Origin of the sequence: Flagellimonas nanhaiensis (assembly GCF_003382275.1) — a bacterium.
Taxonomy (GTDB): Bacteria; Bacteroidota; Bacteroidia; order Flavobacteriales; family Flavobacteriaceae; genus Flagellimonas; species Flagellimonas nanhaiensis.
Genome location: NZ_QTJX01000003.1, coordinates 113556 through 134363, shown reverse-complemented (window position 1 = coordinate 134363; position 20808 = coordinate 113556). Strand labels below are relative to the sequence as shown.

Sequence of the window (20808 nt, the reverse complement as noted above, 5' to 3'; positions counted from 1 at the left end):
CAATAATATTCAAGAAGTGGATACATTAAGTTATAAGACTGTTTCTGCCAATAAATCTACCGTTGACAAGCAATGGTTGTTGGTTGATGCTGAAGGACAAACACTGGGAAGATTGGCCTCCAAAGTGGCTAAATTGCTTAGAGGTAAATACAAAACCAATTTTACCCCCCATGTAGATTGTGGAGACAATGTTGTTATCGTCAATGCTGAAAAAATTGATCTTTCTGGAAAGAAATGGGACAACAAGGAATACTTAAGGTATACTGGTTATCCTGGAGGTCAACGTTCCACATCTGTTAAGGATATGTTGGAAAAACACCCAGAACGTATCATTGAGAAATCTGTTAAGGGCATGCTTCCAAAAAACAAACTTGGAGCGGAGCTTTTCAGAAATCTTAAAGTATACGCAGGACCAGAACATGGTCATGAGGCACAAAAACCAAAAGCAATAAACCTAAACGACTACAAATAATGGAAGTGGTTCATAAAATTGGTAGAAGAAAAACTGCAGTAGCAAGAGTTTATGTTTCCGAAGGAAAAGGCAACATTACCATTAACAAAAGAGATCTTAAAGATTATTTTACTACTGCTACCCTTCAATATAAAGTAAAACAACCTTTCGCTTTGACCGAAACTGAGGACACTTACGATGTAAAAGTAAATGTTTATGGTGGTGGAATTACAGGTCAAGCTGAAGCTGTTCGCCTTGCACTATCAAGAGCAATGTGCGAAATAAATGAGGAAAACAGAACTGTTCTTAAACCAGAAGGACTTCTCACAAGAGATCCAAGAATGGTGGAAAGAAAGAAATTCGGACAGAAGAAAGCCCGTAAGAAATTCCAGTTCTCCAAACGTTAATATTCGGTGCTTTGCACCACATTATTATAAAAGTTCATTGAAAACCCTGATATGTTTCAGGGTTAAATTTTTAACCAAGTTGTCGTTGTTCCAAAAAGGAAAAAAATCGACTTTTTGGAATTTAGTTTAGCATCTAAATGGATAGGGCGAACGTATGTGACCACCAATCCATTGCTACTACAACGGAACGTAAACTAATTACAAAAGATGGCAAGTAAAATTGAAGTCAAAGACTTACTAGAAGCTGGTGTACACTTTGGACACCTTACCAGAAAGTGGAATCCCAACATGGCTCCCTATATCTACATGGAGCGTAACGGAATTCACGTAATCAACCTTTACAAAACAGTTGCAAAACTTGAAGAGGCCAATGAGGCTCTTAGAAAAATTGCAGCATCAGGCCGAAAAATACTTTTCGTAGCCACAAAAAAACAAGCCAAGGACATTGTTGCTGACAAGGTTTCCAAGGTAAATATGCCCTATATCACCGAAAGGTGGCCAGGTGGTATGTTGACCAACTTTGTGACCATCAGAAAGGCCGTAAAGAAAATGGCCTCCATTGATCGCATGAAGAAAGATGGTACGTTCAACACGCTTTCCAAAAAAGAAAGACTACAGGTTGATCGTTTGCGTGCAAAATTGGATAAGAACCTTGGTTCTATAGCTGATATGACACGTTTACCTGGTGCAATTTTTATTGTGGACACCATGCGTGAGCACATTGCGGTCAAAGAAGCTCAAAAATTGAATATCCCAATTTTTGCAATGGTGGATACCAATTCTGACCCAAGACCTATAGATTATGTAATCCCTGCAAATGATGATGCCGGTAAATCCATTGAGGCCGTTCTTACCGAGGTGACCAATGCAGTTGCAGAAGGTTTGGCAGAAAGAAAAAATGAGAAGCAGGAAGGCAAACAAGAAGAAGAAACTGTAGCAAAAGCTGCTGCCCCAGCTGCTGAGAAAAAGGAAGAAGCACCAGTTGCTGAAACTAAGGAAAAAGTAGCCGAGGTAGTAAAAGAGGAAAAGGTAGAGGAAGTGGTTGAAGCCAAAGAAGAGCCAAAAGCCAAGAAAGCTGAAAGCAAAACTGCTTCAGATGACCTTACCAAAATTGAAGGAGCTGGACCCAAGGCTGCAGAAGCCCTAGTTAACAGTGGTATTGATAGCTATGCTAAGCTTGCAGAAGCTGACCCAGAAAAAATCAAGGAAATCTTGACAGAGGCCAGCTCAAGAATGGCACATTTGGACCCTACTTCTTGGCCAAAGCAAGCAAAAATGGCTGCTGATGGCAAATGGGATGAACTAAAAGAATGGCAAGACAATGCCAAAGGTGGTGTTGAATAAACCCAACAACTGATTTAACATTGTCCTAAACCGAAACACTTAAATAGTGTTTTACTTTACATAAATTTTTAAATATCAAGAAAATGGCAAAGATTACCGCCGCAGAAGTAAATAAATTAAGAAAGGCCACCGGAGCTGGAATGATGGACTGCAAAAAAGCTTTGGTCGAAGCTGATGGTGATTTTGATAAAGCAATTGAGATCCTTAGAAAGAAAGGACAAAAAGTAGCTGCAAAAAGAGCGGACAGGGATTCCTCTGAAGGTGCTGCAATTGCAAAAGTAAATGCCGACAAAACTGCCGGAGTTATTATCTCCTTGAACTGCGAAACCGATTTTGTGGCCAAAAACGAAAGTTTTGTAAAATTGGCCCATGATTTGGCTGATTTGGCTTTGGATTGCAATTCTAAAGATGATTTTCTTGCAGCCTCATTCAATGGAATGACTGTAAATGAAAAGCTAACCGAGCAAACTGGTGTTATCGGGGAGAAAATTGAAATAGGAAGTTTCGAGAGGTTGAGTGCTCCTTTTGTAGGCTCATACATTCACGCAGGTAACAAAATTGCAACGTTGGTTGGACTATCTGCCTCTGTTGATGGAGCTACCGAAGCTGCCAAAGATGTAGCAATGCAAGCTGCGGCCATGAACCCGGTTGCTTTGAACGAAGAAGGTGTAGATCAATCTACAATTGATAAGGAAATTGAAATTGCCAAAGATCAATTGCGTCAAGAAGGAAAGCCAGAGGCCATGTTGGATAACATTGCCAAAGGAAAGTTGAAGCGTTTCTTCAAAGACAACACTTTGGTTAACCAAGCCTTTATCAAGGATAACAAACAAAGTGTGGCCCAATACGTAAAATCCGTTAATTCCGATTTGGAAGTAACTGGTTTTTCCAGAGTAGCATTGGGTTAATTCAACAACATAGCTTAAATAAAAAACGCCCCTTAAAAGGGGCGTTTTTTTATACCATACTTTTTTCTGCTACTTAGATCTAATAAGAATATCTCCGTTAAAGGTCTTGAAGATCATTTCCGGGCCACCACCATTGATCTTGCCTCTAACCCACTGCTCAACACTTACTTTATAGGTTCCAGAATTCTCATTTTTGCTGACTTCAGGTTTAGTTTCAGATACTTCCATTTCAAAATCTGTAAATACCTCCCCCATATCAGATTTAGCTTTCACATCTGCCTTGAGCGAACTGGGAAAAGTAATGTCCAAATCACCATTCAAACTGCTAAAGGCCATGTTGGCTCCACTCTCAATACTGTTGAAGTTTACCTTGACATCCCCGTTGACCGTATCGGCCGAAGCAGAACCAGATACATCCTGTAATGTGATTTCACCATTTACATTGCTGATTTCCATTTCTCCATTAACCCCATTTACCAAAATATTACCATCGTTTACCGTTGAAAGTTTCAAAGAAAAATTTCTGGGCACCTTTACTTGTAAATTTGTGATGCGGTTCCATTGCTCATTCACTACCTGCACAACATTGTTCTTTTCCTCTGCACTGACATTAAGTGACGAACCATTGATTCGTTTCATTCCATTTCGATTGTTATCCTTTTTATCTTCTTGATAATGCCTTTTTTCACTTCCAAAAGATGCCTTAATAATGACCTCCGCACCTTCGTAGGCATCTACCGTAATTGACCCCGTAATTTGATCTATTACCAATTTTCCAGGACTTCCTGGACTACTTAAAGGAACCGTGAATAAATCAATTGCCTTCTCTTGGGCCAAGGTTACATTGGCAATGAGCAAAAGCAAAATGATTTGTACTGTCTTAAATTTTATCATGACTATATTTTTTTGATGATTACATCTCCGTTTAACGTTTCAAAATTGAATTCCACCCCACCATTGCCTATTTGCACCACAGGCTTGGCTTCATATTTATATTTCCCCATTTTTTTGTTTCCCGTATCCTTTTTAGTACTGCTGTATTGTTTGTTGATATCAAAATCCGTATACAGTTCACCATTCATACTTTTAAAAGAAATATTGGCAGATAGCGATTTTTGATAGGAGATATTGATATCTCCATTTAAGGAGTGATATTCAGAATCGCTTGTTGGGTTTTTTGCGTACGAAATATCTACCTCTCCATTGATGCAGCTCAGCTTTGTGGTTCCTGTAATATTATGAAGGGATATACCTCCATTGATGTTGGAAACCTCTAAGTAATTTCCCTTGGTGTTCTTTATGCTGATTTCCCCATCGTTGATCGTACTGGTGTTGATTTTGACCGAATTGGGCACCTTCAATTTAAAATTAAGTTTGTGGTCATAAGAAATATCATCATTGTTGTTGCACCAATTGTACCGTAACTTCTCTTTGTCAAATTCAATGTAGGGAGCATCCGGATAAAGAATCACTCTCTTTTCTTCTTCCACAACTTTAAGTTGTAATTCTTTTTTTCCCAACTCTAAATCCTCGGTATTTTTCGCCGAAATTGTTCTTTCCACTTCTAAAAGAACCTTTTCCCCTTGATACCCTTCCACAGTAATGGACCCAAAAACATTTTTTACCACCACCAGATTATTCATGTTGTTTTGGAGCATAATTTCTTTTTTGATTACCTCCTTGAATTCTTTTTTCTGGGCCTCAGCGGCCAATGTGCCTACCCCTAAGGAAAAACACAGCATTAAAATCAACTTTTTCATCTTTTAATATTTGACTGTTCGTAATTTGATTTTGCCCTAAAAGGACGATTGATAAATAAACTATATGATTGATTGTATACTTTTCTCTATTCTCTTTTTGACAGTGGTGTCGACTTGTTTTTCCTTGAGCAACTGTTTAAAAGGTTCTATCGAAGCCTTTTCCTGAAGAGCCACCATAAGATTGGCCAATGTAATCTGGATTATGGGAGATTCCTGATGTGGAATGGCCTGCACCAATCCCTGTCTTACTACAGGGTTGTCCACATAATTGGTCAAAGACTCTATTGCCGCCAAACGCACATTAACATTGGCATCATTGTTCAAGGTCTGTAGCAAAGCCTGTATCACAATATTATCCGCATCTTCAATCTTATTGGCCTCGCTTACCCCTTGCAATCTTTGGTTGGCCGATGGTTGCTCTAAAAGGGTCAATACCAGTTTTTGACGCACATCAGCGGTTTCATCAGTGGACACCATAATCTCGCCAGGTTGTGCCTCTTGGGAATTGAAATAGAGCCCGACCAAAAAACCTACCCCCAAAAGCAGCACACCATAGACCAATTGTGGCTTCAAGACTGTGAAGAAACCAGAGAAAATCCCGTTCCAACCACGCTTCTTTTTGCTTTTCTCAATTTCTTGACCCAACATGCCATAAAAGGTTTCATCCATTTCAGTAGATGGGTCTGGAGTTTGCATTGCATCAACCTTTGTCCAAATGCTTTCCAACTGCTTGTATTCTTCTTTGTAATTGGGGTTCTTTTCAAGAAACTGACGAAAATCCTCTGCGGCTTCATGGGACATTTCCCCGGACATAAAATCCATTGCCAGTATTTCAAATTTTTCCTTGTCCATAATCATGTCATTTCAAGTTGTAAAAAAATTGTTCTCAAATCCTTGAGAGCTCTATGGACCCTTACCTTGGCAGCTCCCTCAGAGCATCCCAGCACTTCTGCAATCTCATGGAACCTCATCTCCCTATACTTGCTCAGCAGTAATATTTCACGCTTTTCAACGGGCAAACGAGTTAAGGCCTTTCGCAACAACACTTCATTTCCTTTTTGCTCAAGAGCATCATCAAGGTCGTTGGCCGATTTCACTTCGGTATCTTCGAGAAGAACTTTCCGATAGGTGCTTTCCTTTGATATTTTCTTATAATGATCGTGATTGACGTTCCTGGCCATACGAAACATCCATGCGGTAAAAGCCCCTTCACCAGTATAGGAGTTCCTGTATTTCAAAATCCTTAAAAATACATTTTGAACAAGGTCCTCACTTACGGAAGGATTGTTTCCAAGGTTGTAGAAAAAACCAAACAACCTTTTTTTATACCGTTCGTACAACAGACCCAACTTGTCCAAGTCTCCGCTCTTCACTTTCATCATTAGAAAATTATCTGATAGATCTTGCAATTTTGCTTGGTTTTGAAGGGTATACTTTTGTTTTGGGAAAAGGTTACAGAATGTATGGAATTTTTATTCATTTTTCCTTTTTCCGCACTCCTTTTTAAGGGACCTGTCCTAAATATTTTTGATTATTTTTGTCCCGACTTCAAGACATCCTTAATGCAATACAAAAGAATTCTTTTAAAACTGAGTGGTGAGGCCCTAATGGGAGAAAAACAATACGGTATTGATGCCAAACGCCTCTCCGAATATGCGGAAGACATCAAAGCTGTTGTCGACAAAGGAGTGGAAGTGGCCATCGTAATCGGAGGCGGAAATATCTTTAGAGGACTCTCTGGAGCAAGCCAAGGGATGGACCGTGTACAGGGAGACCATATGGGAATGCTTGCTACTGTAATCAATGGATTGGCCCTGCAAAGTGCTTTGGAGCTTCAAGGTGTGGAGACACGACTCCAATCAGCCGTTAAAATCAACGAAGTTGCCGAACCTTTCATTAGAAGAAGGGCCATGCGCCATTTAGAAAAAGGCAGGGTGGTGATTTTTGGAGGGGGAACCGGTAATCCCTACTTTACAACAGATTCAGCTGCGGTTTTAAGGGCCATTGAAGTTAAGGCAGATGTTATTCTAAAAGGAACAAGAGTGGACGGAATCTATACTTCCGATCCCGAAAAGGATAAATCTGCCACCAAGTTTGATTCCCTATCATTCAGTGAAGTACTTTCTAAAGGTCTAAAGGTTATGGACACCACAGCCTTTACCCTTAGCCAGGAAAATGAGCTTCCTATTGTTGTTTTTGATATGAACACCAGAGGAAACCTAATGAGAATAGTTTCAGGGGAAAAAATTGGAACCGTTGTGAATATCTAAATTGGCATGTACTTTGATTGCCATCTTTAAAATATAGAAATATGGATGAAGAAGTAAAGTTTATACTGGACAGCACAAAAGAAAGTATGGAAGCGAGCATGGTCCATTTGGAAAAAGCCTTGGTAAAGATTCGTGCAGGAAAGGCCAGTCCAATGATGCTCTCTACCGTTATGGTGGAGTATTATGGTTCGCTCACTCCTCTTTCCCAAGTATCCAACATCAATACTCCAGATGCTAGGACCATATCTGTTCAGCCTTGGGAAAAAACCCTTCTTACTGAAATAGAAACGGCCATTATGAATGCCAATTTAGGGTTCAATCCCATGAACAATGGTGAAATGGTCATCATCAATGTACCACCTTTGACCGAGGAGCGAAGAGTTCAGCTAGTTAAACAAGCAAAATCTGAGGCCGAAGATGCCAAAGTTGGAATTAGAAGTGCAAGACAAGAAGCCAACAAGGAATTAAAGTCTCTGGAAATTTCAGAGGACCGATTGAGCAATGCCGAAGTGGATGTACAGGAGCTGACCGACAACTTCATTAAAAAAGTGGATGCTATTCTTTCTGTAAAGGAAGCAGAAATCATGAAGGTTTAAGAACTTTGAACGCTTGGTTTCTTAGGAACACACGTTATCATTTTTTACCTTTGCGCCCAATTAAAACTACATGGTAGCAAAGCTTACTCAAGGATTTTGGCCAAAGGTTGCAAGACTCATGCTCCGCAACAGAATCCTCATTCTTTTGGGAATTATAGGATTCACCGTTTTTTTGGCTTTACAGTGGAAAAATATCCAGTTTTCCAATACCGAGGTCAACATCCTTCCCGATGACCACCCTGCTAGCATTAGATACAATACCTTTACGCAAATATTTGGCGAAGAAGGCAATGCCATTGTACTGGCCATAAGGGACTCTGCCCTGTTCACTCCTGAAAACTTTAACCGATGGAACAAGTTGAGCAAACAACTTGAAGCCTTTCCAGAGATAGATTTTGTTGTATCCACCGACAACCTAAGGGTATTGGAAAAAGACCAAGATCAGCAAGCTTTTGTTATGGAGCCGCTCATCAAGGAGAATCCCGAAACCAAAGAAGAAGTCAATAAACTTAAGAACCATCTTTTAAACGAGCTTCCTTTTTACGATAACTTGGTCTACAACCCTAAAAGTGAAACCATACAAACCATAGCTTATTTGGATAAGGACATCATGAGCACCCCCGTTCGAAACGAGTTCATATTGAACGATCTGGGGGATTTGGTGAAAAATTTTGAGGAAGAAACCCAAATGGATGTGCGGGTTTCCGGTATGCCCTATATCAGAACCTGGAACACCAAGTCTATCATAGATGAAATTGGGATATTCATTGTGGCTGCCCTTTTGGTCACCTCTTTGATTTTCTTCTTTTTCTTCAGAAGTTTTCGGGCAACGTTCATATCTATGTTTGTTGTGATTATCGGGGTAATGTGGGCTTTCGGTTTTTTGGGACTTTTACAATATGAGATTACCATTCTTACCGCCCTTATCCCCCCTTTAATCATTGTAATTGGCATCCCCAACTGTATTTTCCTCATCAACAAATATCAACAAGAGGTCAACAAACACGGGAATCAAGCACTTTCACTCCAGCGAGTCATCTCCAAAATTGGAAATGCCACCCTAATGACCAACATGACCACCGCTTCGGGGTTTGCCACCTTTATTATTTTGGACAGTGACCTACTAAAGGAATTTGGAATAGTTGCCTCCATCAATATTATTGGAATCTTTACACTATCCCTCTTGATCATCCCCATTCTTTATAGTTTCATGCCGCTTCCTAAGACCAAGCACCTAAAGCATCTGAACAAAAAGTGGATGGACCTCTTTGTGAGTTGGATGGAGCGCATGGTTCGTCATCATAGAATTGGGGTTTATATAACAGCAGTAGCCGTTTTAGTGTTGAGCATCATTGGCATTTATCAAATCAAGATTACAGGAAGCCGAATAGAAGACCTACCAAAGAACACGCATTACTTTAAAGATATCCGCTTTTTTGAGCAAGAGTTTGATGGAATTATGCCGATGGAAATAGTTGTGGACACCAAAAGAAAAAATGGAGCGACCAAACCGGCAACTTTAAGAAGGATGAATCAATTGGGTGAAGTTATTGAAGAGACTCCTGAGCTTTCCAAACCCATTTCACTTGTAAATCTGGTCAAATACTCCAAACAGGCTTTTTATAACGGAATTCCAAAATATTATCAGCTCCCGACCTCTCAGGAGAACACTTTTATCATGGATATGGTCAGTAGGTCTTCCAGTGATGACAATCTTTTGGAGAGCTTTGTGGATAGTACCGGCCAAACCGCTCGCTTGACCACGTTTATGCGTGACGTCAAAATTGAACGAATGGAGGAAATTGAAGGAGATGTGCAACAGGCTATTGACAAGTTCTTCCCATCAGAACGATACGATGTCTTCATGACAGGAAAGGCCTTATTGTTTTTAAAAGGAACAAGATATTTGGTAAAAAACCTTCTGCTTTCCCTGGCATTGGCCATTGGTTTGATTTCACTTTTTATGGCCTATCTATTCCGGTCTTTTAGAATGGTAATCATATCCCTGGTGCCCAACTTATTGCCCTTGGTCATTACCGCAGGTATCATGGGGTATTTGGGAGTTCCCATAAAACCTTCCACAATTCTGGTGTTTAGTATTGCCTTTGGTATTTCAGTGGATGATACCATACACTTTTTAGCCAAATACAGACAGGAGCTTACAGCCAATCGTTGGCAAATTAAAAAATCTGTCTACGCCGCATTGAGAGAGACCGGAGTGAGTATGTTCTATACCTCCATTGTACTCTTTTTTGGGTTTTCCGTATTCATTATTTCCAGTTTTGGGGGTACCAAGGCGTTGGGAGGGTTGGTCTCGGCAACATTGCTCTTTGCCATGCTTTCCAATCTGATTTTGCTTCCGTCCTTGCTCCTTTCTTTGGAAAGAAGCATTGCAAACAAACAGGTTCTTAAAAAGCCCCAGATTGATATTTTGCCTAAGGAAGACAATCTGAAAGACAAATAACATCCAAGAAACCCCCGATATTTCTGGACGAATCATTGGTATCTTTTTTAACCAAAGACCTATCTTTACCGCTTAATTTACCATAAGCGACAAATGAAGTCTTATTCAGTAAAAGAACTACTTTCAAAGCAGCCCGTAGGAGATACCGTTGAAGTAAACGGATGGGTAAAAACATTCAGAAGCAATAGGTTTGTTGCCCTTAACGATGGATCAACCATCAATAATCTGCAATGTGTTGTTGACTTTGAAAATCTGGACGATGCACTGCTCAAGCAAATAACCACGGGAGCTGCTTTAAAAATAAGCGGAACATTAGTGGAAAGTCAAGGAAGGGGACAAAGTGTGGAGATACTCGCATCCAAAATTTTTGTCCATGGTGCAGCCGATCCTGAAACCTACCCCATTCAACCTAAGAAACATTCCTTGGAATTTTTAAGGGAGAAAGCCCATTTACGGGTGCGTACAAACACATTTTCCGCTGTGATGCGTGTTAGGTCAGCCATGGCCTTTGCCATTCACAGTTATTTTCAGCAAAATGGCTTTTACTATATGCATGCGCCGATCATAACGGGTTCCGATGCTGAAGGCGCAGGAGAAATGTTCAGGGTAAGTGTCCTGGATGCTAAAAATCCACCATTGGACGAAAAAGGGGAAGTGGATTACGGACAGGATTTTTTTGGAAAAGAAACCAATCTCACGGTTTCAGGACAATTGGAAGCGGAGACCTATGCCATGGGACTCGGTAAAGTGTACACCTTTGGTCCAACATTTAGAGCGGAAAACTCCAATACTTCCCGCCACTTGGCAGAGTTTTGGATGATCGAGCCTGAAATGGCCTTTTATGACCTTGACGCCAACATGGACCTTGCGGAGGATTTCATCAAATGGATTCTAAAATATGTTCTTGATCATTGCTCCGAGGACCTGGAATTTTTAGAAAAGCGACTTTTGGACGAGGAAAAATCCAAACCACAAAATGAGCGGTCTGATATGGCACTCATTGAAAAACTGAAATTTGTTGTTGACAACAATTTTAAAAGGGTTTCCTACACCGAAGCCATTGACATTTTAAAGAACAGCAAACCCAACAAAAAGAAAAAATTCCAATTTCCAATTGACGAATGGGGAGCCGATCTTCAAAGTGAACACGAACGCTTTTTGGTGGAAAAACACTTCAAATGTCCCGTTATCCTTTTTGATTATCCCGCAAATATCAAGGCATTCTATATGCGATTAAACGAGGATGGAAAGACAGTACGGGCCATGGATGTTCTATTCCCGGGCATTGGGGAAATTGTTGGTGGCTCGCAACGTGAAGAGCGTCTAGAGGTACTTCAACAAAAAATTAGTGAGCTTGGAATAGATGAAAAAGAACTTTGGTGGTATTTAGATCTAAGAAGATTTGGAACCGCTGTGCACAGTGGATTTGGTCTCGGTTTTGAACGAATGGTCCAATTTGCCACAGGCATGGGGAACATCAGGGACGTAATCCCCTATCCAAGAAGCCCGCAGAACGCGGAGTTTTAAATTGAATTCTTAAATTTATAAGAAGGAAGATTTTAAAGCATCATGCTAAAACAGCATCTACAATTTAAGCTTTCCCAAAAGCTATCTCCGCAGCAGATTCAGCTCATGAAGCTCATTCAACTGCCCACACAGGCTTTTGAACAGCGCTTGAAGCAAGAACTGGAGGAAAATCCTGCACTGGAAAGTGGAAAGGCGGAAAAGGACAGCTTGGATGACAATTACGATGACTCTTTCGATGATACTTCGGATAGCGAAAGCATAGCGGCTGAAGACATCAATATTGATGACTATTTGAGCGATGATGAAATACCGGACTATAGAACGCAGACCAGTAATTACAGTCCGGATGATGACGAAAAGAGCATCCCTTACGCTTCAGGAACTTCTTTTAACCAGCATTTGCTCAACCAACTCAACACCATCTACCTTGACGATGAGGAATGGGCCATTGCAGAGTTCTTGGTAGGCAGTGTGGACGAGAGCGGGTATATTAGAAGACCGTTGTCCGATATTATGGACGACCTGGCCTTTACCCAAAACATTTATGTAGAGGAGAATAAAATAGAGACCGTATTAAAGGTGGTACAAGCATTGGACCCACCTGGTGTTGGAGCAAGATCACTTGACGAATGCCTTATTATTCAACTAAAAAGAAAGGAGAAGAAACCTGCAGTTGAACTAGCCATTACCATATTGGAGAAATCCTTTGAGCAGTTTACCAAAAAACACTACGCCAAACTTCTGCAGAAATACCATATCAATGAAGAAGAGCTAAAAGAGGCTATTTCAGAAATTGAAAAACTCAACCCCAAGCCTGGCGGATCCTATGAGGGAAGTACGAGAATAATAGAGCATATTGTCCCTGACTTTTCCATTAGGATAGTAGAAGGTGAACTAGACTTGACATTGAATGGCAGAAATGCCCCGGAACTGCATGTATCCAAGGAGTACAGCAATATGCTGGAAGGGTATAAAAAATCCAAGGAAAAGACCAAGTCCCAGAAAGACACCGTACTCTTCATCAAGCAAAAGCTGGATGCTGCCAAATGGTTCATTGATGCGATAAAACAACGACAACAGACACTTTTTGTCACCATGAATGCCATCATGGATTACCAAAGAGAATATTTCATGACCGGGGATGAACGTAAACTTCGCCCCATGATCCTTAAAGATATAGCAGACCGGATCAATATGGATGTTTCCACGGTTTCCCGAGTTGCCAACAGCAAATATGTGGATACTCCCTATGGCACAAAACTCATCAAGGAATACTTTTCCGAAGCCATGAAGAATGAGCAAGGGGAAGATGTTTCTACACGAGAAATCAAGAAAATACTTGAAACTGTAATCGGAGAGGAAGAAAAGAAAAAACCTCTAACGGATGATAAATTGGCGAAAATCCTAAAGGAACGCGGATACCCCATTGCCAGGCGCACAGTGGCCAAATATAGAGAACAGCTGGGAATTCCCGTGGCCCGGTTAAGAAAGCAGATCTAATGCGCCATTTTTTCAACATTATATCTTATACTTTTCACCCTTTGTTCATTCCCATTGGCGGAACCATCATTTACTTCATGATAACGCCATATAGCACTTTGGAGATACAAAGTGGCAATATTCTGCCCATTTTTATCCTAACGGTCATCATACCCATTATCTTTTTTCTAATTCTGAAGAATTTGGGAGTCATCAATTCAATATTTCTACCCACTCTTCAAGAACGTAAGTACCCTCTATACATTAGCTGTGTGCTGCTGTTGATGATTTTATACAAAGTCATCCCCAACAACTATGTCCATGAATTGTTTTTCTTTTTTATTGGACTGTTGACCGCAACGGGAGCGGCCCTCATTCTATTGTTCCTTAAAGTAAAGACCAGTATGCATTTATTGGGAATGGGCAGTATCTTGATGTATATGATCGGCCTGAGTATACATTTTGAGAAGAACATTACGCTTGCCATAAGCCTCTTCATACTATTGACCGGTTTGGTGGCAACTTCAAGGTTGTATTTTAAGGCTCACAGTAAAGTGGAACTTTTGATTGGGTTCTTGGTGGGAGTTTGCTCCCAACTCATTATCCTGAAGTATTGGTTATAGGATGTAAAATATTACCCCAATGCGCAACGCCCTAAAATCAATGGAGCTTCCGTTGTCCAACACCGTGCCATCCTCCAAGAGTGGATTAAGCGCGTAATAGGCGTGAATGTTCCAGGTGTTGTATCCGAAGTTGAACATGAGACCGTACTGAATTTTTCGAATATCATCATTCGAAAAACCTATGGTCTCGTCATCTGTTACCAATCTGGACCGCCCAGAAAAGACATATCCAACCTTGGCACCCGCATAAATTCTCCAAAACTTATAGTCCGCCGGCGTAGAGGTACGCCATCTAATTTCCAATGGCACTTCCAATGCATGGGTCTCAAACTTACTTCTTTTTAGGCCTTCCGAATCCAGAATTTCATAGACAATATCTTCACCAACCTGTCTTGCTCCAATGTTGCTATAATAAGAATTGGTAGCGTAGCCAATACCCAACCCCAGACCAAAGTTTCTGCTTGCGTTGAGTGGAATATCCTTGATAAATCCAGCTTGTAGGTTATAGGAAAGATTACGTTGTGCAACATCCATTGGTCTTTCTAAAAGGAAATTGAACCCTAAACCAATATAAAATTGATCCTCCAGGTATTTGTCATCATAGGTTTCTGTAGGCGCTTGTTGGGAATACCCAAAAAGAATTGCGAAGAAAGCCAGCAGCAGAGTTAATAATCCTTTCATTTTTACCCAAAAACTAAAAACAACCCAAATTACACATTTGGATTGTTTTGAGCCCCGTGATTGGGAGATTAATTCTTTATGGAAAATCTTCTTATCTGTATTTTAATCCAAAGAAAGACAGTTACAAAAGTCCATAAACCAAAAAACGCCCCAAACAATGTTGTCTGGAGCGTTTTCCACTAAATCTAAGTTATTGTCTACTGTAAATTATTAAAAGCGTTTCCTTCGTAAGTGGTGTAGTTCACCTTTAAGGCATTTACTTCTCTTAATTGTTGTTTAATATCGGTGATAAGACCCATGTTGGCATTTTTATCGACCTTTAGAGCAGTAGTCAATACATTTTGCAATTCCTGAGGCTTTTTGGCTCTCTCCGCTAGGATATAAGATCCTACCTCATCTACACTTGCAAATTTGTCATTCAATTGGATTTTTGGTTCTGTACCAAAAACCTTTTGATATTCCTGAGTTGGTTTACCGACATAGATATAGATTACCCTGTCTTTTTTCTCCAACTTTTTGATTTCAGTGGCATTGGGAAGCGTATTCTCTACCAACAGTGAGCTATCCTTCATCGTTGTTACTGTCATAAAAAAGAACAGTAACATAAAAACGATATCTGGTAATGAAGCAGTTGACACCGCTGGCAGTTCCCCGTCCTTCTTTTTCGTAAACTTTGCCATAAATTTTAAAATTTAGTTACTGGTGGTTTCTGCTTCAGATAGCTTCTGTGGAAACATATCTTGAATTCGCTTTACTTTATCCTTAAGATCATCTCTAATACTTGATGGAGTCTCTGGGTTTAGATACTCAGCTTCCATTTCAGTAAAATCCCTCCCAAAAATTCTTTGGGCTTCACGATCCCTCAGGTCATTGTATGCACCAACCAATTCATTTTGAACGGTGATATATGTGCTATACTTGGTCTCACGATCGTTCTTTAACGAAATAATCGCTTTTGTAGGGTTATCTGAAGAGGACTGATCCTTTCTTCCCTTGCAATAGTTGCAAGATCCATCAGCACCGTTTTCAAGAAATGCAATTGCCGCATTTCTCAGGTCCTTTAAATCCATCAACTGATCTTCAACCAATAATTGACCATTTTTGTTGATATTGACCGTAAAAATGTTCTTCTGCCTGATAACTACATCTTGATCAGGCGGCTCTATTGGCGGTAACATTCTATCCAATCCTGCATCTGTTTCTATGGTTGTGGTAACCAAGAAAAAGATTAGCAGAAGGAAAGCAATGTCGGCCATGGAACCTGCATTTACTTCCGGTGCTCCTTTTCTTCTAGGCATAACTTGACGTGTTTTTACTTAACGAACATTTTCTTCAATCCGGGCAATACCATCAATGCAACAGCTATTGTGGTAAGGATAAAGAAAACATTCAGTCCCATTCCTATATTCTTTACGGTACCCTCCGTGGTTTCAATACCTCTTTGGGACATGGCGTCAACAACAGCCATATTGTCCGAAGAAAGTCCATAGGAAATGGCTACGATTATGGCCAATCCACCAATGGCGAACAATGCCTTTTTAATACTTCCCGGGGTAGAGAAGAGTTTTTTGAATCCAAAAAACACTGCTGTAACCACCGCTATTGCCAACAACAGGTACATGATTACGAACATAAAGTTCATTGAACCGCTGTTAATGGCATTTGGATCATCAGCATCTGGAAGAGAGAACCAAAGTACGGCTGCAACCAACCCGATGACTATGAGTACTATTTTAACTATTTTGTTCATGATTCTCGATAGTTTATGAGGTTCGTAATTATTTCTTGTGCGCCGCCAACATATCAATCAAGGATATGGAGGAGTCTTCCATGTCATTTACGATGCTATCGATTTTTGCAATGATATAGTTATAGAAAATCTGAAGTATAATCGCCGTGATCAAACCAAATACGGTAGTCAATAACGCCACCTGGATATCACCCGCAATCAAAGAGGCACTCAAGTTACCTACCGCAGCAATTTTCTGGAAGGCCTGAATCATACCAATTACCGTTCCCATGAACCCAAGCATAGGTGCAATGGCGATGAACAATGATAACCATGATACATTTTTCTCAAGTTGTCCCATTTGAACACCTCCATAAGCAACAACTGCTTTTTCCGCAGACTCCAATCCTTCTCCAGCTCTATCCAAACCTTGGTAGAAAATAGAAGCAACGGGGCCTTTGGTGTTTCTGCATACTTCTTTAGCTGCTTCTACACCTCCAGATGCAAGAGCATCCTCAACTTGCTGCTTAAGTTTGGTGGTATTTGTAGTTGCCAAATTCAAATAAATAATTCTTTCAATGGCAACAGCCAATCCCAAAATCAAACACAAAAGTACAATCCCCATAAAGGCAGGACCTCCTTGGATAAATTGTTCTTTCAATACTTGGGTGAAACCTTTGCTAGCCTCAGCCGCAGCTTCATCCTGCAACATTGCGGCAGACGCAGTTGTAGTTCCCAAAACAAACATTCCGGCAGCAGCCAGAGTAAAGGATATTTTTTTCATTTCTTTCAAACTTAAATTTAGTTAGTTAATAATGTTAAAGATATAAAAATTTTGTAATTGAAAAATTAAAATACCTAGCAGAGAGGAAGGGATTCGAACCCTCGATACACTTTTGGTGTATACACACTTTCCAGGCGTGCGCCTTCGACCACTCGGCCACCTCTCTAATTACCTCAGTTGGGCCGACCAAGAAACAAAAAAATAATTATTTATAGAAATTTGAGGCGTTAATTTTACTGCATTTCACCCCTTAAAGGTGTTTCAAAAACTGTCTTGAAGAGTTTGGGGGAAATCTTGGCCCCTAACAGGTACATTGCCTTGGTAATGGCAGCTTCTGTTGTAATGTCCTTTCCATTAATCAGTTGCATTTCACGAAGCTTTTCACTGGTCTCATAATGACCCATGACAACCGCCCCTCCAGAGCATTGTGTTACATTAATAATATGGAGGCCATTTTCTACCGCTTTTTTTAATTCTTGCAAGAACCAATCTTCCATTGGGGCGTTGCCTGCACCATAGGTTTCCAATACCAGTGCTTTTAAACCAGGTATGCCCAATACGGATTTTAATACTTGTTGATTCAATCCAGGGAACAGTTTCAGAATTACCACGTTGTCATCTAAATTCTTGTGGACCTTTAAAAGTTTGTTCTTAGGAACCGGCTGAGACAGATTTGACCGGTGCACTTTTAAATGAACTCCTGACTCCACCAAAGGTGGGTGGTCAAGAGAGGCAAACGCCTCAAAATGCTCCGCATTGATCTTGGTGGTCCTGTTGGCCCTGTACAGTTTATATTCAAAATAAAGGCCTACCTCCTGCACCACTGGTTTGCCCTTTTCTTGAAGCGAAGCAATTTCAATGGATGTTATCAGGTTTTCTTTTGCGTCTGTGCGTAAATCCCCAATGGGCAATTGGGAGCCAGTAAAGATTACCGGTTTTGCCAAGTTCTCCAACATAAAACTGAGCGCCGAAGCCGAATAACTCATGGTATCGCTTCCGTGCAGGACCACAAAACCATCATACTCCTTATAATTTTCCTCTATGATGGACGCAATCAAGGCCCAATACTTCGGATTCATATTGGAAGAGTCAATGGGCTCTTTAAAGGATATACCTTTTAAGGTACAATCCAGTTGGTCCAACTCTGGAATGTTCTTGATGAGCTCATCAAAATTAAAGGCCCTCAACGAACCAGTTTTGTAATCTTTGACCATCCCGATGGTACCACCGGTATATATGAGCAGAATGTTGGTTCTTTTTTCCATGGTTTAAATACCAAAAACTGTTTTGGAATTTTCTGTTGTAATCTCAGCTATTTCTTTTTGGGACTTACCATAAATTTCCGAAAGCTTGTCCAGGACATTGGTTATATATGAGCTTTCATTACGCTTTCCTCTATAGGGCACGGGTGACAGATATGGCGAATCCGTCTCCAAAACTATATGTTCCAAATCAATCTGATTCAAAAATTGGTCAATTTTCCCATTTTTAAAGGTGACCACCCCTCCTATTCCCAATTTCATATTGTAGGACAGTGCCTTTTGCGCCTGTTCCAAGGTTCCGGTAAAGCAATGGAAAATCCCGTAGAGATCATCACTCTTTTCTTGTTCCAGCACCTCAAAAATCTCATCAAAGGATTCCCGGCTATGTATCACTATGGGCAATTTATGCTTTTTGGCCAACCGAATCTGATATACAAAGGCTTCTTGTTGTTGTTTCAAAAAGGTTTTGTCCCAATAGAGATCGATTCCTATTTCGCCCACAGCATAAAACCTTCGTTGTGATAGCAATTGTTCCACATGGGCCAATTCTTCTTTATAGTTCTCCTTGACATGGGTGGGATGCAGGCCCATCATCAAATATATCCTATCGGGATAGTCAGATTCTAAATCCAACATGCTTTGTGTATAGGTGGAATCGATAGCCGGGATAAAGAATCTTTCTACGCCATTATCCAGAGCTCTTTGGATCATGGCATCACGGTCTTCATCAAAGGCTTCGCTATATAAATGGGTGTGGGTATCAGTAATAATCATATCGCAAAAATAGGTTTATCTTTAATAAATTTTGCGAATGAAATCACTCAAAAAATTCTTGAAATCCAAAAGTTATGTAAGGATTCCTTTAGCATTGACCGAAACCAATCATTTTGAAATTTCAGCAAAGATAAATGGGGTATCTGGTCGTTTTATTTTGGACACAGGAGCCTCCAATACTTGTGTGGGCATAGATAAGATTGAATTCTTTGAGATGGTCTCCGAAACTTCAGACGTAAAAGCAGCCGGAGCCGGAGCGGTTGAGATGGAAACCTTGGTGTCTTCCAAAAACAAGATCCAAATTGGGGATTGGAAAAAGAACCGTCAAAAAATTGTGCTTTTTGATTTGGTCCATGTCAACCAGGCCCTGACCTCGCACAACGCGCTTCCTGTGGATGGAATTATTGGCGCTGACCTTCTTAAGAAAGGCAAGGCCATTATTGATTACGATAAAAAAAGCCTTTACTTAAAAAAGTAAAGGCCCATTAGTTTTGAAACATCTTTCGACTGCGCTCAAGGCGACCTTTTTTTAAAGCTCCAGTGCTTTTTTCACATTACCGTCCATCAACAATTCCTCCGGACTTTCCAAAGCTTCCTTAACGGCCACTAAAAATCCTACGGATTCACGGCCATCTATTATTCTGTGGTCATAGGAAAGTGCCACATACATGATTGGCGCCACCACAATTTGACCATCCTTAACAATAGGACGCTCTACAATGTTGTGCATTCCCAAGATACCACTCTGTGGAGGGTTAATAATGGGCGTGGACAGCATAGACCCAAAGACACCTCCATTGGAAATTGTAAAGGTTCCTCCCGTCATTTCATCAACCGTAATCTGTCCGTCCCTTGCACGAATTGCCAATCGTTTTACCTCAGCTTCCACTCCACGGAAAGTCAGGTTTTCGGCATTTCGGATAACAGGGACCATTAATCCTTTAGGACCAGAAACTGCTATACTGATGTCACAGAAATCATAAGTGATCATTTCCTTGCCATCGATCATGGAATTCACCGCAGGATACATTTGAAGCGCCCTGATCACCGCCTTGGTGAAAAAGGACATAAAGCCCAAACTAACCCCGTGCTTTTCCTTGAATTCTTCTTTGTACTGCTTGCGAAGTTCAAAAATGGGCGACATGTCCACTTCGTTGAAGGTGGTCAACATGGCGGTTTCATTTTTGGCAGAGACCAATCGCTCTGCAACTTTTCGTCTAAGCATTGATAGCTTGGAGCGGGTTTCTCCCCTATTTCCTCCAGTTGGAGTTCCCATGGATGGAACTGCACTCATAGCATCCTCCTTGGTGATTCTACCATCACGTCCGGTACCCGAAACTGCTGCGGGCGCTATACCCTTTTCATCCAATATCTTTTTAGCTGCAGGCGAAGGGGTTCCTGAAGCATAGGTCTCCTTGGCTGTTTCAGCAGCCTTGGGTTCTTGCTTTGGTTCTTCTTTTACAGCTTCCTCCTTTTTTTCTGCCTTTGGCGCATCTCCTTCCGGCTTTTCGGCGCTGGTGTCTATCAAACAAACTACTTCTCCGACGGCCACTGCATCGCCAACTTCTGCCTTTAAGGTGATTATTCCACTTTCTTCAGCTGGCAACTCCAAGGTTGCCTTATCAGAATCAACTTCGGCTATTGCTTGGTCTTTCTCCACATAATCTCCATCTTCCACCAACCACTCGGCAATTTCGACCTCTGTAATGGATTCCCCTGGCGAGGGAACTTTCATTTCTAAAACCATTC

The 20808-nt window shown here is 40.8% G+C and carries 23 protein-coding genes and 1 tRNA gene; 11 read left to right on the top strand and 13 right to left on the bottom strand.

Annotated elements, in window-relative coordinates; translation table 11 throughout:
• The first annotated feature begins 16 nt into the window (after positions 1–16).
• From rplM to tsf, 4 genes are all read left to right on the top strand, one after another.
• Positions 17–472 (top strand): 50S ribosomal protein L13, encoded by a 456-nt coding sequence (gene rplM, locus DX873_RS13555; RefSeq protein ID WP_116185254.1) that lies wholly within the window; start codon positions 17–19, stop codon positions 470–472.
• Positions 472–858: a 30S ribosomal protein S9 gene (gene rpsI, locus DX873_RS13550; protein WP_116185023.1), complete on the top strand. Its 387-nt coding sequence runs from the start codon at positions 472–474 to the stop codon at positions 856–858. The genes rplM and rpsI overlap by 1 nt, the downstream gene beginning before the upstream one ends.
• Positions 859–1065: 207 nt before the next feature.
• Complete coding sequence (gene rpsB / locus DX873_RS13545; protein ID WP_116185022.1) at positions 1066–2202, top strand: 30S ribosomal protein S2; 1137 nt, start codon at positions 1066–1068, stop codon at positions 2200–2202.
• A gap of 83 nt (positions 2203–2285) precedes the next feature.
• Positions 2286–3110, top strand: coding sequence for a translation elongation factor Ts (gene tsf, locus DX873_RS13540; RefSeq protein WP_116185021.1), 825 nt, complete (start codon positions 2286–2288; stop codon positions 3108–3110).
• A gap of 69 nt (positions 3111–3179) precedes the next feature.
• On the opposite strand, the gene DX873_RS13535 is transcribed toward tsf, so the two are convergent.
• Genes DX873_RS13535 through DX873_RS13520 form a run of 4 tightly spaced genes read right to left on the bottom strand, consistent with a single transcriptional unit; the run spans position 3180 to position 6279 of the window.
• Positions 3180–4004, bottom strand: coding sequence for a DUF4097 family beta strand repeat-containing protein (locus DX873_RS13535; protein WP_116185020.1), 825 nt, complete (start codon positions 4002–4004; stop codon positions 3180–3182).
• Positions 4005–4006: 2 nt separating this feature from the next.
• Entirely contained in the window at positions 4007–4870 is an 864-nt protein-coding gene (locus tag DX873_RS13530) for a DUF4097 family beta strand repeat-containing protein (protein WP_116185019.1), read from the bottom strand.
• A gap of 60 nt (positions 4871–4930) precedes the next feature.
• Positions 4931–5722: a HEAT repeat domain-containing protein gene (locus DX873_RS13525; RefSeq protein ID WP_181899512.1), complete on the bottom strand. Its 792-nt coding sequence runs from the start codon at positions 5720–5722 to the stop codon at positions 4931–4933.
• Between the two features lie 2 nt (positions 5723–5724).
• Positions 5725–6279 carry an RNA polymerase sigma factor gene (locus DX873_RS13520; RefSeq protein ID WP_116185017.1) on the bottom strand — a complete coding sequence of 185 codons (555 nt, stop codon included), beginning with the start codon at positions 6277–6279 and terminating at the stop codon, positions 5725–5727.
• A gap of 153 nt (positions 6280–6432) precedes the next feature.
• Between DX873_RS13520 and pyrH the strand changes: the two genes are divergently transcribed.
• From pyrH to DX873_RS13490, 6 genes are all read left to right on the top strand, one after another.
• On the top strand, positions 6433–7140 hold the full coding sequence (gene pyrH / locus DX873_RS13515) for a UMP kinase (protein WP_116185253.1): 708 nt from the start codon (positions 6433–6435) through the stop codon (positions 7138–7140).
• A gap of 41 nt (positions 7141–7181) precedes the next feature.
• Positions 7182–7736: a ribosome recycling factor gene (gene frr, locus DX873_RS13510; protein WP_116185016.1), complete on the top strand. Its 555-nt coding sequence runs from the start codon at positions 7182–7184 to the stop codon at positions 7734–7736.
• A 70-nt stretch (positions 7737–7806) separates the two neighbouring features.
• Positions 7807–10200, top strand: a complete 2394-nt coding sequence (locus tag DX873_RS13505; RefSeq protein ID WP_116185015.1) for an efflux RND transporter permease subunit — start codon at positions 7807–7809, stop codon at positions 10198–10200.
• 93 nt (positions 10201–10293) lie between these two features.
• On the top strand, positions 10294–11727 hold the full coding sequence (gene asnS, locus DX873_RS13500; protein WP_116185014.1) for an asparagine--tRNA ligase: 1434 nt from the start codon (positions 10294–10296) through the stop codon (positions 11725–11727).
• Positions 11728–11769: 42 nt separating this feature from the next.
• Positions 11770–13227 carry an RNA polymerase factor sigma-54 gene (gene rpoN / locus DX873_RS13495; RefSeq protein WP_116185013.1) on the top strand — a complete coding sequence of 486 codons (1458 nt, stop codon included), beginning with the start codon at positions 11770–11772 and terminating at the stop codon, positions 13225–13227.
• Positions 13227–13829, top strand: coding sequence for a hypothetical protein (locus tag DX873_RS13490; RefSeq protein WP_116185012.1), 603 nt, complete (start codon positions 13227–13229; stop codon positions 13827–13829). Before rpoN ends, DX873_RS13490 begins: the two co-directional genes overlap by 1 nt.
• On the opposite strand, the gene DX873_RS13485 is transcribed toward DX873_RS13490, so the two are convergent.
• The 8 genes from DX873_RS13485 to DX873_RS13450 form a co-directional block, all read right to left on the bottom strand.
• Positions 13824–14510 (bottom strand): porin family protein, encoded by a 687-nt coding sequence (locus DX873_RS13485; protein WP_116185011.1) that lies wholly within the window; start codon positions 14508–14510, stop codon positions 13824–13826. The genes DX873_RS13490 and DX873_RS13485 overlap by 6 nt on opposite strands.
• 197 nt (positions 14511–14707) lie before the next feature.
• On the bottom strand, positions 14708–15190 hold the full coding sequence (locus DX873_RS13480) for an ExbD/TolR family protein (protein ID WP_116185010.1): 483 nt from the start codon (positions 15188–15190) through the stop codon (positions 14708–14710).
• A gap of 12 nt (positions 15191–15202) precedes the next feature.
• Positions 15203–15808 carry an ExbD/TolR family protein gene (locus DX873_RS13475; RefSeq protein ID WP_116185009.1) on the bottom strand — a complete coding sequence of 202 codons (606 nt, stop codon included), beginning with the start codon at positions 15806–15808 and terminating at the stop codon, positions 15203–15205.
• 14 nt (positions 15809–15822) lie between these two features.
• Entirely contained in the window at positions 15823–16260 is a 438-nt protein-coding gene (locus tag DX873_RS13470) for a hypothetical protein (protein ID WP_116185008.1), read from the bottom strand.
• 28 nt (positions 16261–16288) lie between these two features.
• A complete protein-coding gene (locus tag DX873_RS13465; protein WP_116185007.1) occupies positions 16289–17023 on the bottom strand; it encodes a MotA/TolQ/ExbB proton channel family protein in 735 nt (244 codons plus the stop codon).
• Positions 17024–17101: 78 nt separating this feature from the next.
• A tRNA-Ser gene (locus tag DX873_RS13460) sits at positions 17102–17189 on the bottom strand.
• Positions 17190–17256: 67 nt separating this feature from the next.
• The gene (locus tag DX873_RS13455; protein ID WP_116185006.1) at positions 17257–18288 is read right to left on the bottom strand and encodes an asparaginase; all 1032 of its coding nucleotides are present in this window, start codon (positions 18286–18288) and stop codon (positions 17257–17259) included.
• Positions 18289–18291: 3 nt separating this feature from the next.
• Positions 18292–19059, bottom strand: coding sequence for a TatD family hydrolase (locus DX873_RS13450; RefSeq protein ID WP_116185005.1), 768 nt, complete (start codon positions 19057–19059; stop codon positions 18292–18294).
• Between the two features lie 37 nt (positions 19060–19096).
• Between DX873_RS13450 and DX873_RS13445 the strand changes: the two genes are divergently transcribed.
• Positions 19097–19537 (top strand): retropepsin-like aspartic protease family protein, encoded by a 441-nt coding sequence (locus DX873_RS13445; RefSeq protein WP_116185004.1) that lies wholly within the window; start codon positions 19097–19099, stop codon positions 19535–19537.
• Between the two features lie 51 nt (positions 19538–19588).
• Here DX873_RS13445 and odhB read toward each other — a convergent pair whose 3' ends face one another.
• Positions 19589–20806, bottom strand: coding sequence for a 2-oxoglutarate dehydrogenase complex dihydrolipoyllysine-residue succinyltransferase (gene odhB / locus DX873_RS13440; RefSeq protein ID WP_116185003.1), 1218 nt, complete (start codon positions 20804–20806; stop codon positions 19589–19591).
• Positions 20807–20808 lie beyond the last annotated feature (2 nt).